This window comes from Pseudomonas sp. B26(2017) (assembly GCF_002113045.1).
In the GTDB taxonomy this organism is placed as follows: Bacteria; Pseudomonadota; Gammaproteobacteria; order Pseudomonadales; family Pseudomonadaceae; genus Aquipseudomonas.
Map to the genome: position 1 here is coordinate 143,159 of NZ_NEJJ01000005.1, position 13,016 is coordinate 156,174.

At 62.3% G+C, this 13,016-nt stretch carries 13 protein-coding genes; 4 read left to right on the forward strand and 9 right to left on the reverse strand.

The annotated features are described in order from the left end of the window. The first annotated feature begins 49 nt into the window (after positions 1-49). On the forward strand, positions 50-1,291 hold the full coding sequence (locus CAF79_RS09390; RefSeq protein ID WP_085697576.1) for a TIGR03862 family flavoprotein: 1,242 nt from the start codon (positions 50-52) through the stop codon (positions 1,289-1,291). A 38-nt stretch (positions 1,292-1,329) separates the two neighbouring features. On the opposite strand, the gene CAF79_RS09395 is transcribed toward CAF79_RS09390, so the two are convergent. Both CAF79_RS09395 and yedA read right to left on the reverse strand, forming a co-directional pair. Then, the gene (locus CAF79_RS09395) at positions 1,330-2,670 is read right to left on the reverse strand and encodes a DEAD/DEAH box helicase (RefSeq protein ID WP_085697577.1); all 1,341 of its coding nucleotides are present in this window, start codon (positions 2,668-2,670) and stop codon (positions 1,330-1,332) included. Between the two features lie 53 nt (positions 2,671-2,723). After that, a complete protein-coding gene (yedA, locus tag CAF79_RS09400; protein WP_085697578.1) occupies positions 2,724-3,674 on the reverse strand; it encodes a drug/metabolite exporter YedA in 951 nt (316 codons plus the stop codon). Between the two features lie 163 nt (positions 3,675-3,837). Here yedA and CAF79_RS09405 point away from each other — a divergent pair, with 163 nt between their 5' ends. Further along, positions 3,838-4,290, forward strand: a complete 453-nt coding sequence (locus CAF79_RS09405; RefSeq protein ID WP_085697579.1) for an Lrp/AsnC family transcriptional regulator — start codon at positions 3,838-3,840, stop codon at positions 4,288-4,290. A gap of 149 nt (positions 4,291-4,439) precedes the next feature. Here the strand turns inward: CAF79_RS09405 and CAF79_RS09410 are convergent, their stop codons facing one another. The 3 genes from CAF79_RS09410 to CAF79_RS09420 all read right to left on the reverse strand — a co-directional run bounded on the left by CAF79_RS09410 (position 4,440) and on the right by CAF79_RS09420 (position 6,590). After that, positions 4,440-5,045, reverse strand: a complete 606-nt coding sequence (locus tag CAF79_RS09410) for a PolC-type DNA polymerase III (RefSeq protein WP_085697580.1) — start codon at positions 5,043-5,045, stop codon at positions 4,440-4,442. 40 nt (positions 5,046-5,085) lie between these two features. Next, positions 5,086-5,565, reverse strand: coding sequence for an NYN domain-containing protein (locus tag CAF79_RS09415; protein WP_007958730.1), 480 nt, complete (start codon positions 5,563-5,565; stop codon positions 5,086-5,088). Between the two features lie 266 nt (positions 5,566-5,831). Next, the gene (locus tag CAF79_RS09420) at positions 5,832-6,590 is read right to left on the reverse strand and encodes a DUF2076 domain-containing protein (RefSeq protein ID WP_085697581.1); all 759 of its coding nucleotides are present in this window, start codon (positions 6,588-6,590) and stop codon (positions 5,832-5,834) included. 178 nt (positions 6,591-6,768) lie between these two features. Between CAF79_RS09420 and CAF79_RS09425 the strand changes: the two genes are divergently transcribed. Further along, positions 6,769-7,443, forward strand: coding sequence for a YciC family protein (locus tag CAF79_RS09425; protein WP_085697582.1), 675 nt, complete (start codon positions 6,769-6,771; stop codon positions 7,441-7,443). A gap of 74 nt (positions 7,444-7,517) precedes the next feature. Then, positions 7,518-8,594: an endonuclease/exonuclease/phosphatase family protein gene (locus CAF79_RS09430; protein WP_085697583.1), complete on the forward strand. Its 1,077-nt coding sequence runs from the start codon at positions 7,518-7,520 to the stop codon at positions 8,592-8,594. A 2-nt stretch (positions 8,595-8,596) separates the two neighbouring features. Here CAF79_RS09430 and CAF79_RS09435 read toward each other — a convergent pair whose 3' ends face one another. From CAF79_RS09435 to CAF79_RS09455, 4 genes are all read right to left on the reverse strand, one after another. After that, the gene (locus tag CAF79_RS09435) at positions 8,597-9,433 is read right to left on the reverse strand and encodes an ABC transporter ATP-binding protein (protein ID WP_085697584.1); all 837 of its coding nucleotides are present in this window, start codon (positions 9,431-9,433) and stop codon (positions 8,597-8,599) included. Continuing rightward, entirely contained in the window at positions 9,421-10,224 is an 804-nt protein-coding gene (locus tag CAF79_RS09440; RefSeq protein WP_085697585.1) for an ABC transporter permease, read from the reverse strand. The genes CAF79_RS09435 and CAF79_RS09440 overlap by 13 nt, the downstream gene beginning before the upstream one ends. 10 nt (positions 10,225-10,234) lie before the next feature. Beyond that, positions 10,235-11,212 carry an ABC transporter substrate-binding protein gene (locus tag CAF79_RS09445; RefSeq protein WP_085697586.1) on the reverse strand — a complete coding sequence of 326 codons (978 nt, stop codon included), beginning with the start codon at positions 11,210-11,212 and terminating at the stop codon, positions 10,235-10,237. A gap of 401 nt (positions 11,213-11,613) precedes the next feature. Then, complete coding sequence (locus tag CAF79_RS09455; protein WP_085655018.1) at positions 11,614-12,984, reverse strand: aspartate aminotransferase family protein; 1,371 nt, start codon at positions 12,982-12,984, stop codon at positions 11,614-11,616. Positions 12,985-13,016: the final 32 nt, after the last annotated feature.

A 13,016-nucleotide genomic window follows, 5' to 3' on the forward strand; every position in this document is an offset into this window, starting at 1 on the left:
CTGCGCTGTTAGAATGCGCGCCATATTTCGTCAGACCGCAGCGCACGCCATGACCCAGATTCACGCCACCTATCCCGCTCACGTCGCCATCATCGGCGGTGGTCCCGCCGGCCTGATGGCCGCCGAAGTGCTGAGCCAGGCCGGAGTCCGCGTCGACCTGTACGACGGCATGCCCTCGGTAGGCCGCAAGTTCCTGCTGGCCGGGGTCGGCGGCATGAACATCACCCATTCCGAAGCCTGGCCGGCCTTCCTCTCGCGCTACGCCGAACGCGCCCCGAACATCGCCCCGCTGCTGCGCGCGTTCGACGCCGATGCGCTGTGCCGGTGGATTCACGAACTGGGCATCGAAACCTTTATCGGCAGCTCCGGCCGGGTGTTCCCCACCGACATGAAAGCCGCGCCATTGTTGCGCGCCTGGCTCAAGCGCCTGCGCGACAGCGGCGTGGTTATCCACACCCGCCACCGCTGGCTCGGCTGGGATGAAAACGGCGCGTTGCGCATCGACAGCCCGGAAGGCGTGAAAAACCTCACCCCCGACGCCACCCTGCTCGCTCTCGGCGGCGGAAGTTGGTCGCGACTGGGCTCCGACGGCGCGTGGATGCTGGCGCTGGAGCAACGCGGCGTAGGCCTGGCGCCATTGCAGCCAAGCAATTGTGGCTTCGAGGTGCAGGCCTGGAGCGAATTGATGGTCAGCAAATTCGCCGGCGCACCGCTGAAAAATATCGCCATCGGTTTGAACGATGATGTTCCTCGCCTTGGCGAATGCGTGATTACCGCGACCGGCATCGAAGGCAGTCTGATCTATGCGCTGTCGGCACCGATTCGTGAAGCGATCAATGTGCACGGAGCAGCGACTGTTCACATCGACCTGCTGCCCGGCCGGCCTGTGGATAAATTGCAGGCGGCGTTGAGCAAACCGCGGGGTTCGCGCTCGATGGCCAAGCATCTGCACAGTCAGGTCGGAATTGATGGGGTGAAAGCGGCGTTGTTGCGGGAGCTCACTGATGCTGCGACGTTTGCCGATCCGGCGCTGTTGGCCAGGGCGATCAAGGCGTTGCCGCTGATGCTGGTGAAAACCCGACCGCTGGACGAGGCGATCAGCAGTGCTGGTGGCGTGACATTCGAGGCGATGGATGAGCGCTTGATGCTCAAGGCGTTGCCGGGGGTGTTTTGTGCGGGGGAAATGCTGGATTGGGAAGCGCCGACTGGGGGGTATCTGCTGACGGCGTGTTTTGCCAGTGGCCGGGCGGCCGGAGCTGGAATGCTGGACTGGTTGAAACAGCGTAACTGATCGTTCCCGCATGGCGCGGGAACGATCCGATCTGACGCTTAAGGCTTACGCTTGCGCGGCCCGGTGTTGAACACCGGCACCTTGCGCACAGGCTTGATCGAAGGCTCCGGCGCCTGAGTCTCGCCGCTGTCCACCCACTTGCCCAGATTGCGCTTGCCACCGCCGCCACCGGAAGCTTTCGGCTTCTTCGGTTTTTTCGGCTTCTTGATCACCTGGCCACTGGCATCGGTGTCCGGCACACGGTGCTCGGGCACGAAATCTGGCTCGACCTCACGCTTCAACGTACTGCGGGTCAGCATCTCGATCGCCGACAACATGTTCACTTCATCGGCACACACCAGCGAGATCGCCTGACCAGTCGAACCCGCGCGGCCAGTGCGGCCGATACGGTGAATGTAATCCTCGGCAACGATCGGCAGATCGAAGTTGACCACCAATGGCAGGTCTTCGATATCCAGACCACGGGCCGCCACGTCGGTGGCCACCAGAATCTGCACTTCGCTCATTTTGAAACGGTCCAGCGCCCGCTGCCGGGTCGCCTGCGGCTTGTCGCCGTGGATGCCGTCGGCGTTAACGCCCAGACCTTGAAGTTTTTCGACCAACGCATCCACACCGTTGCGAGTCTTGGCGAACACCAGCACCTGCTTCCACTTGTTCTTGCGCATCAGGTGCACGAACAGTTCCGGCTTGCGCTTCTTGTCCACCGTGACAATCCACTGCTTGACGGTATTGGCGGCCACGTTGCGCGGGCTGACTTCGATGCTCAGCGGATCGTTGAGCATCTGCCCGGCCAGCAGGCGGATGTCATCGGAGAAGGTCGCGGAGAACAGCAGCGTCTGACGTTTTTTCGGCAACGCGCGGTAAATGTTCGCCAGCTCTTCGGAAAAGCCCAGGTCGAGCATGCGGTCGGCTTCGTCCAGCACCAGGGTCTGCAACTGGTTGAACTTGAGCGCGTTCTGACGGAACAGGTCGAGCAGACGGCCCGGAGTGGCGACCAGCAGATCAACGCCGCCGCGCAGCTTCATCATCTGCGGGTTGATGCTGACGCCGCCGTACACCGCATAAGTGCGCAATGGCAGGTTTTCAGCGTACTGGCGCACGGCTTCGTGGACTTGTTCGGCCAGTTCGCGGGTCGGCACCAGAATCAGCGCGCGAACCGAGTTGGCAGCGACTTTCGGCCCTTCCATCGCCAGCAATTGCAGCAGCGGCAAGGCAAAACCGGCGGTCTTGCCGGTCCCGGTCTGGGCCGCGGCCATCAGGTCGCGACCGGCCAGCACCGCCGGAATGGCTTGCGCCTGCACCGGCGTCGGGGTCTGGTAGCCGAGCTTCTCGAGGGAGCGCAGCAAGGGTTCGATCAGGCCAAGGTTGGCGAAAGTCATGGGAGTACCGTAGGAATAAATCAGAGCAAGTGTGCGATGGCGCGCAGTTTACCCTAATTCGCACGCTGCTCCGTCGGAATGGCCGTCGCTGGGGCTGCTGACTCGCTGACCACCGGCAGCTGCCGTGGGCGGCGCCACTGCGGCAGACCGATCAGCACCACCGCGCCGATGATCACCAGCATCGCCAGCGCCTCTTCGATGCCGATGGTCTCGCCGACAAACACAATCCCCAGCAACACCGCCACCGCCGGGTTCACATAGGCATAACTGGTGGCCGCCGCCGGGCGAACGTTTTTCAACAGATACATGTAGGCGTTGAAGGCGATGATCGAGCCGAAGAAGATCAGGTACGCCAGCGCCAGCCAGCCTTCCAGCGGCGGCATGGCTTGCAGGTGTTCGCCACTGGCCGCGCTGCCGATCAGCAGCACCGCACCGCCCACCAGCATTTCCACGGCACTGGCCATCGCGCCCTGGGGCAATGGCAGGTGTTTGCTCCACACCGAGCCGAACGCCCAGCTCGCCGCGGCAAAAATCAGCAGCGCCGCGCCCAGCGGGCTCGATTGCAGGTTGGAGCCCATGTTGAGCATCGCGATGCCGATAATCCCCATCGCCACCCCGGCCCATTCCAGACGGGTGTTGCGCGCCCCCCAGAAATAACCGCAGAGCAAAGTGAACAGCGGCACCGTCGCCACCGCCAGCGCAGCAACACCCGATGCCACGCCGCTGTGTTCGGCCAGCGTCACCGCGCCGTTACCGAAACTCAGCAACAGAATCCCGATGATCCCCGCCGCTTTCCACTGCGCCCAGGTCGGCGCCGGTGCCCCGCGCCAGCGCAGGAAGGCGTACATCAGAGTGCCGGCAATCACGAAGCGCACGCCGCCGAGCATCAGCGGCGGCCAGTATTCGACACCGATGCGGATCACCAGATAGGTCGACCCCCAAATCACGTACAACGCAAAAAACGCAGCGATCAACGGCAAGGAAAAACGGCGCAGGGCAGACATGGGCAACTCGAAAGTCAGATTCAGGGGATTGGTTATTCTAGAAAGGCCAACCGCTAAAAATAAGTTACAAAACCTGTTTATAGCGCCGGTACACTTTTGAAAACACGGATATCGACGGCCGAAACCGCGATTTCGAAAGTCTGCCATTTTCAGGAGTCCGACCTTGGACAAATACGACCGCATGCTGCTCAGCGCCCTGCTCGAAAACGGTCGCGCGTCCTACGCCGACCTCGCCCGCAAAGTGAACCTCTCCGCCCCCGCCGTCGCCGAGCGCGTGGCCAAACTCGAGGCCAGCGGCGTCATCACCGGCTACTCGGCCAAAGTCGACATGGCCAGGCTCGGCCTGCCGATCCAGTGCGTCATCGAACTGCGCCTGAACCAGCACGGCAATCCGAAGGTGTACGAGGAGCTGATCAGTATCCCGCAACTGACCGAATGCCACCGCGTCACCGGCGACCCGTGCGTGATCATGCAGGCCGCCGTGGGCTCGATGACCGAGCTGGAAGAGCTGATCAACCGGCTGGCGAAATTCGGGTTCAGCAAGACGTCGATCGTGTTGTCGAGTGCGATAGAGAAGCGGGTGCCGCTGGGGCATATCGAGGGCAACGGAAAGTAACCTTCCCGTCCCGCTCGTTCCCACGCTCTGCGTGGGAATGCCTCAACGGACGCTCTGCGTTCGGCTTTGGAAGGGACGCGGAGCGTCCCGGGCTGCATTCCCACGCGGAGCGTGGGAACGATCAACAGGGAAATGTGTTTGCCTGAAAATCAGCGATAGCGCTGGAGGTGTTCGCCGACTTTAGCGGCCGGCACTTTCTGCAACTTGCACAGCAGTTCGTGCGATAGCTCCCGCACGCCGTGCTTGTGCCGCAGTTCATCCGCCAGATGCGCCAGCAAATTCGCCGCCATCTCCGCATCCGCCATCGCCCTGTGCGCCTGACCGGTATGCGGCAACCGGGCAAACGTGGTGAGCGTGCCGAGCTTGTGGTTCGGCGCCGCCGGCATCAGACGACGGGCCAGCAGCAGCGAGCAGGCGAAGTTCTGCAGGCGGGTGCGTTTGATCCGGCCCAGTTCGAAGTCCCAGAACTTCTGGTCGAACGCGGCGTTGTGCGCCAACAGCGGCGTGCAGCCGACGAATTCGTTGACTTCGTTCATCACCTGTTCGGCCGACGGCGCGGTGCGCAGCATGGCGTTGCTGATGCCGGTGAGTTGTTCGATAAAGGCCGGGACGCGTACGCCGGCGTTCATCAGGCTCTGGTAACGCTCGACGATGCGGCCGTTTTCCAGCATGACCACGGCGATTTCCGTGGCCCGGCAACTGCTGCTCGGCGAGATGCCGGTGGTTTCAAAGTCGATGACTGCAATGCGTTCCAAACCGGGTGGTACTCCGTCCAGATCAATTCTTGAGCAGGGCTCAGTTTTTCAACAGCAGCGCGCCTTCGATCGGCACGTAACGGCTGGCGGCGCGGATCAGCGAGTTGGCGGTCAGGCCGGGAACGCCGTAGGCCACCGCTTGCACGCCGTGTTTGTTGATGATGCGTTCGAGCAGCATGTCGAAATCGCCGTCACCGGAAGCCAGGACGATTTCGTCGACGTGGTCGGCGGCGTCCATGATGTCGAGGGTGATGCCCACGTCCCAGTCGCCCTTGGCCGAGCCGTCGCTGCGCTGGATGTAGGGTTTGAGTTTCACGGTGAAACCGAGGTTGCGCAGGATCTGCTGGAACTGCTGCTGTTTGCTGTCGCCCCGGTCGATGGCATAGGCGTAGGCCTCGACGATCTGCCCGTGCTGGCTGACATCCGCCCACAGCGCCGCGTAGTTGAAGTGGCAACCATAGGCCTGACGCACGGTGTAGTAGAGGTTCTGCACATCGGCGAACACTGCGATTTTTTTCACCGGAATTCCTGTGAGCGCTGACGCGCATGAGCCGGATCAGGCACCAGGCCCGAAAAAGGCGCCCAGTATGCCAGCCCGAAGGAAGGTTCCGCGAATAATCGGCCCGGGGCGCTCAGGCGCCCCGGACGAATGGTGAGAAGACTTGTCCCTGTGGGAGCGAGCTTGCTCGCGATAGCAATGCTTCAGTCGCCGAAAACATCGGCTGAACGGACGCCATCGCGAGCAAGCTCGCTCCCACAGGTCAATGTCACGCCCTGGAAGACGGATCAGACGAAGGAATCGTCGTCATCGAAGAACGATGAGTTGTCATCGCTGTAGTCGGTGTCGGCAAAGCCGCCCTGGTCATTACCCCAGGAGTCGTTGTTGGCCATGCGCTGGTCATCGCCCCAGCCATTGCTGCTCTGGTCATTGACCTGAGCCGGCTCTTCCTTGATGACTTCGACGATTTCCTGCGGCTGCTGGTTGTGATGGAACAGGCTGCTGATACCTTGTGCCAGCATCACGCCACCCGCCACGCCGGCAGCGGTTTTCAGGGCGCCGCCGAGAAAGCTGCTGCCGGCCGCCGGGGCTGCTTGCTGCTGGCCATAACCCGGTGGTGGCGCGCCGAAGTTCTGTTGCGGCGCGGGCGCACCGAAGTTCTGCTGCGGTGCCGGCTCCCGCCAGCCGCCGGAGGATGTCGGGGCGCTCTGGGTCGGCGCCGGGCGCGAGCTGCTGCCACCGAAGATGCTCGACAGGAAGCCACCGCCGCTGGAGGCCGGCGGCGCGCTCTGCGCCTTGGCCGATTGCAGTTCGGCCTGCAATTGCTTGACCTGTTGAGTCAGTTGCTTGTTTTGTTCGTCGAGGCTCTTGAGGGCAGCCTCCTGCACCAGAATCGCCTGGGTCATGAAATAACCTGCGGCCGGCTGGCGCGTCAGGTGTTCCTTGATCCGCGCCTCAGCCTGGGCGTCGCGCGGGGCTGCCTCCGTTTCGGCCTGCTGCAGCCGGGAAAACAGTCCATCGATCAGGGTTTGTTCTTCGCTGTTCATGGCGACCTCGTAGATTGCCGGGGATAACGTTGCCCTCGTCCACGTCGGAGGAGGCGCCCCTCTGTAATGGAGGCAGCAACAGAATGTTTCAATAACCTTTACCGAACGTTTACGTTTGCGCAGCGAAACGGATCATCGGTTAAAGTGAGCCACTGTTTTTGACCTGCGATACCGACTGATGAATGCCTTCGATGTGCTGCGCGACTCCCTGTATTTCTTCAAACGCAATCTGGGCCGGATCGTCCAGTTGTGTCTGCCGCTGGTGATTTTCGAAGCCGCGCTGCAACAGGTGGTCGACCATGCCAGCGACCCGGACGGTTACTCGGCCATCAGCGTGATCGTCGGCCTGCTGGTGTATCCGTTGTACACCGCCGCGCTGATCCTGTTTCTCGATGCCCGCACCCGCGGCGAATCCCCGCAAACCCGCGATTTGCTGGCGATGGCCGCTCGCCTGTGGCCGCGCTTTGCCGTTCTTACTGCGCTGAACACGTTGCTGATCCTGCTCGGACTGTCGCTGTATTTCCTGCCGGGGCTGTGGCTGATGGTCACTCTGGCTTTCGGTGAATACCTGCTGGTGCTGCGCGGTTATGGTCCGTTGCAGGCGATGAAGGAAAGCCTGCGTCTGAGCCGTGGGCATTTTCTGCGGATTCTGGTGTGCATCCTGTGTGTGATGGGGCCGCTGTGGTTGCTCAAGGGCCTGACTTTGCAGGTCTATCCCGATCCGCAGAATCCGTTGATCGCAGTGCTGATCGACAGTGGCCACAGCTTCCTGCAACTGTTCACCAGCGTGGTGCTGTTCCGCCTGTTCATGCTGATCAGCGAATTGCCCGACAAACGTGACGGAATGGTCTGACCGCTCGGCGCTTGGGTGACGCGGCAGGTCTCGGGTATGCTCGGGACCACTTCCGTATCGCTACAAGCCGAGCCATGACCCGTCTACTGCGCTACATCCTGTTGCCCCTATTGCTCGCCTCCGCCCTGATCGGCACGCTGATCTACAGCCTGACCTGGCGCCCGGACGCCCGGGAAACCCTGCCGGTCAGCTGCACCGGGCAACCGCCGACGCTGGTTCCCGGCCAGGCTTTGAAGGTCATGACCTGGAACGTGCAATACCTGGCCGGCAAGCGCTACGTGTTCTGGAATGATCTGGCGCAAGGCGATGACGAAGCCCCGACCCCGGAAGACATGGCATTCAGCCTCGATGAAGTGGCGCGGGTGATCCGCGACGAACAGCCCGACGTGGTGCTGTTGCAGGAACTCGATGACGGCGCCAAGGCCAGCGACTATCAGAACCAGCTCAAGCTGTTGCAGGAGCGCCTGACCGACCTCTACCCGTGCAGCGCTCACGCCTTTGACTGGAAGGCCGATTTCGTCCCGGATCCGCACATTTTCGGCAGCGTCGGCCGGCAACTCGCCACCCTCAGCCGCTACCGCATCGAACACGCCGAACGCCTGCAATTGCCGGTGCAGCCGGCGAACATCATCAGCCGTCAGTTCAAGCCGAAAGACGCCTTGCTCGCCACCACTCTGCCGCTCAGCGATGGCGGGCAACTGGTGGTGTTCAACACCCATCTGGATCGCGCCACGCAGCCGGACGACACCTTGCAGGCACAGGTGACAGCGGTGGCCAAGGTCCTCGACAAACACGAAAGCCAAGGCACGCCGTGGCTGATCGGTGGCGACTTCAACCTGTTGCCGCTCGGCCAGTACCGGCGTCTGCCGGTCGAACAGCGCACGCCCTACGCCGTGGACAGTGCGCTGCACCTGTTGTGGGACAGATACCCGATGATCCCGACCAACAACGAAGCCGGCGGCATCGACCGAGCCAAATGGTTGACCCACTACCCCAACGATCCCGGCCTGAATGGTCCGGATCGCACGGTCGATTACCTGTTCTACAGCCCGAAGATCAAACGGGTCGAAGCCACGGTGCGGCAGGACGATACCTTGCGCATTTCCGATCATTTGCCGGTGATTGCGAAGTTCCTCCTGCCACCCAACTGACCTCAATGAGCCTCTTCGAGATCGTCGTGCAACAACCCGAAGATCTGCCGTTTCATGTCGATGAACGAGCGCTCCATCACCATGTCCAGCGTGCGCGGACGTTCGATCGGCACATCGAGAATCTGCTTGATCCGCCCAGGCCTGGCGCCCATCACATACACCCGATCGCCCAGCAGGATCGCTTCGTCGATGTCGTGGGTGACGAACAGCACGGTCTTCTTGCTGTTGCCCCACACCCGCAATAACAGTTGCTGCATTTGCAGACGGGTCTGGCTGTCGAGGGCGCCGAAGGGTTCGTCCATCAGCAGGATCTGCGGGTCGTTGGCCAGGGCCCGGGCAATCGCCACCCGCTGCATCATGCCGCCGGACAACTGCTTGGCGTAGTTGTCGGCAAATCCCGACAGGCCGACTTCGTGCACATAGTGATCGACGATCTCCTTGCGTTTCGCTGCCGGCATGCCCCGGCGCTTGAGGCCGAACTCGACGTTCTGCCGCACGGTCAGCCACGGGAACAGCGTGTAGCTCTGGAACACCATCCCGCGATCCGCGCCGGGGCCCTGCACTTGCTGACCGCCGACGTAGATTTCGCCGGACGTCGGCTCGGCCAGGCCGGCGGTGAGGTACAGCAGGCTCGACTTGCCGCAGCCCGATGGCCCGACCAGCACCGCGAACTGCTGATCCGGCACTTCGAACGACACTTCTTCAAGCGCGGTGAAGGTTCCGCCGCCGGGCTTGGTGTAGCGCAGGCTGACCTTGTCCACCTGCAACCTTGGCGCAGCGTGTGCCGGTACAGCGACCGGCTCGATGAAACGACGGTTGGCAGCGGTTACTGAGCCCATGCGGTAATCCTCAAACGCAAGAAGCGAAACAGTTGATCGGTGACCAGGCCGAGCAGGCCGATGATCGCGATGGCGAGAAAAATCACATCCACCTGAAAGCCGCGCATGGCCTTGAGACTCAAGTAGCCGAGGCCGCTGGACGCGGCGACCAGTTCGGCGACCACCAGATAGGTCCAGGCCCAGCCCATGGTCACCCGCAAGGTGTCGAGCACGCCGGGTAACGACGCCGGGGCGATCACATGCAGCACCGCGTCACGCCGGTTGGAGCCGAGGGTGTAGGAGGCGTTGATCAAGTCCTTTGAGATGCCTTTGGACACGTCGGCGATCATCACCAGTTGCTGGAAGAACACGCCGAAGATGATCACCGACACCCGTTGCTCCAGACCGATGCCGATCCACAGAATGAACAGCGGCACGAACGAGGTCACCGGCAGGTAGCGGATGAAGTTGACCAGCGGTTCGAGGAACGCCTGGACGATGCGGAAGCTGCCCATCAGCAAGCCCAGCGGCACCGCCACCAGCGACGACACGATGAAACCGACCATCACCACTTCGACACTGGCCCAGACATGCTGGCCAAGAGTGCCGTCGCGGCTGAGGCGCACCGCCGCTTCAACCACCGCGCCGGGCGTGGGCAGGAACATCCCCGGCACGATGCCGCCGTAGGACAACCCGGCCCACAGGCCGACCAGCAACACCCAGGCCAGACCGCTGGCGCTCCACACCACCGGCACCGGCAATCCGGTCTTCGGCGTGATGCAGCGGCTCAGCCATGAATTGCGCTTGAACATGACCAGTCTCCTAGAGCGGGCTGACGAAACGGTTATCCACCAGATCGTCGTTGCTGACGTTGTAGGGCTTGCCCTGCAATTCGCTGGCGGTTTCGTTGGCCAGTTTGATCAGCGGTGCGCTGTCACCCGGCGCGCCCGGTTTGCCCAGCAACTTCTCGCTCATGGCCTGATCGTAGAAGCGCACGCCTTGCGCGGCGGCGGCCAGTTCCTTCGGATCGGACAGGTAACCGCCGACGCCCTTGGCCATGATTTCGTAGGCTTTCTCTGGATGATCCTTGGTGTACTGCACGGCTTTGTAGAGACCGGCGACCAGCGCCTTGACGTCTTCCGGCTGCTTCTCGATCACCGTGCAGTTGAGCGCCACCACATCGACGATCACCCCCGGCGTACTGCTGCTGTCGATCAGCACCTTGCCCTGCTGCTTGTCGCGCACCATCGACAGATGCGGTTCCCAGGTCACGGCGGCCGGCACGCGACCGGCGATGAACGCGGTGGCGGCATCGTCGGCGGTCATGTTCTGTACGGTGATGTCGCTCATGCTCATGCCGTTCTTTTTCAGCAGGTACGAGAGCCAGAACTGCGAGGTCGACCCTTCGTTGACGGCCACGGCCTGGCCCTTGAGCTCTTGCAGGCTCTTCACGTTTTTACCCACCAGCACGCCATCGCCGCCATGACTGTCATCCAGCGCCGCCACGGCCTTGAAGCAGAACTGCGGACGGTACTTGAGCACTTCATCAATGGTCGAAGCCGAGCCGGACAATTGCCCGGACGCCTGGGCGGCCATGTACATCGATGCCTCTTCGACCACCGGCAATTCGACGGTCAGGCCGTTTTCCTTGAAGTAGCCCAGATCCTGAGCCAGGTACAGAGTGCCGTAACCGACCCACGTGGTATGGCCGATCGACAAGGTGCCGGCCTGAGCGGCGGTGACACAAAGGGCGGAAATCGCCAGAGGACATGCAAGACGGGTAAACAAGGACTTGTTCATGGAGCACTCCCAACGCTGTTGATTTAGTTGTCATGGGCAGTACGGCCAGCCGTGGTGTCGCGATTGCACGCTGCGGTCTCTGTCGGACTCTGGCGGGCAATGCCCTGGCTGGCGAAATCGATGTTGACCCAGGCTTGGCGTCAGGAAAACGAGGAAATAGTTAGACGCGAACGATGAAAAAACTGGGTAGTGCGCACCGCGAAAGGGCGCGGCGGGCGGGGGTGCCCGAGGTGGGTGCAGATTGGGAAAAAGTCTGGCGGAGATCGTTCCCACGCTCTGCGTGGGAATGCAGCCCAGGACGCTCTGCGTCCCATTCGAGAGCTGGAACGCGGAGCGTCCCTTGAGGCATTCCCACGCAGAGCGTGGGAACGATCAGGACACGGAACGAGCGATCCGGGGGGTTAGAGGCGACCGTATTCCTGCGCCGTACGATCCAGCGCTTTCAAGGTCTTGCCCACCAGCTCGTCAATCTCTTCACGGCTGGCAATCAACGCCGGCGCCATGATCATCCGCCCCAGGGTCGAGCGAATGATCACTCCCTCTTCAAACCCGATCGTGCGGCAGCGCCAGGCGATGTCGTTTTCATTGGCAAAGCGTTTGCGCGTGGCCTTGTCTTCCGCCAGTTGCAGCGCCGCGACCATGCCCGTGCCCTGAATGTCACCTACCAGCGGATGATTGCCGAACACCTCGCGCAGACACTGTTGCAGGTACGGGCCGATGTCATCCTTGACCCGCGTCACCACGCCTTCATCGCGCAAGGCCTTGAGGTTGGCAATCGCCACCGCTGCCGCCACCGGGTGCCCGGAATAGGTCAGGCCGTGGGCGAACACGCCGCCCTGCTCCACCAGCACGTCGGCCATTTTCTTCGACAGGATCAGGCCACCCATCGGGATGTAGCCGGAGGTCAAACCCTTGGCGATGGACAGGGTGTCCGGCTCGAAACCGAAGTATTCGTGAGCGAACCATTCGCCGGTACGACCGAAGCCGCCGATCACTTCATCGGCGCACAACAGCACGTCGTACTTGCGGCAGATGCGCTGGATTTCCGGCCAGTAGCTTTCCGGCGGGAAGATCATCCCGCCCGCGCCCTGGAACGGTTCGGCGATGAAGCCGGCGACCTTGTCGGCGCCCAGTTCGAGGATCTTCGCTTCCAGCTGCTGCGCCGCCCGCAGGCCGAATTCCGCCGGCGTCAGGTTGCCTTCATGAGCGAAGAAGTACGGCTCGTCGATGTGCGCGATATCGGGAATCATCCCGCCCATTTCGTGCATGAACTTCATGCCGCCGAGGGCCGTCGCCGCGAGGGTCGAACCGTGGTAGCCGTTCCAGCGGCCGATCATGACTTTCTTCTCGGGCTTGCCCAGCACCTGCCAGTAACGGCGCACGGTACGGATCAGCACCTCGTTGGCCTCGGAGCCGGAGTTGGTGTAGATCGCGTGGCTGTAGTGCCCCGGCAGCAGGCTGAACAACAGCTCGGAGAGCTCGATCACCTGCGGGTGGGTGGTGTGGAAAAACATGTTGTAGTACGGCAACTGCTCCAGCTGCCGGCTCGCCGCCGCGTTCAGGTCTTTTCGCCCGTAACCGAGGTTGGTGCACCACAGCCCGGACATGCCGTCGAGGTAGCGCCGACCGTCGTTGTCCCACAGGTGCAGGCGATCACCGCGCACCATCACCCGTGGGCCTTCGTCGTTGAGGGCCTTCTGGTCGACGAACGCATGAATGTGGTGCGCTGCATCGGCGGCCTGGTAGTCGCGGGTTTCACGTGAGGTGGTCATCGCCGGATCTCCTTTTTTGTTGTGAGCGGCTG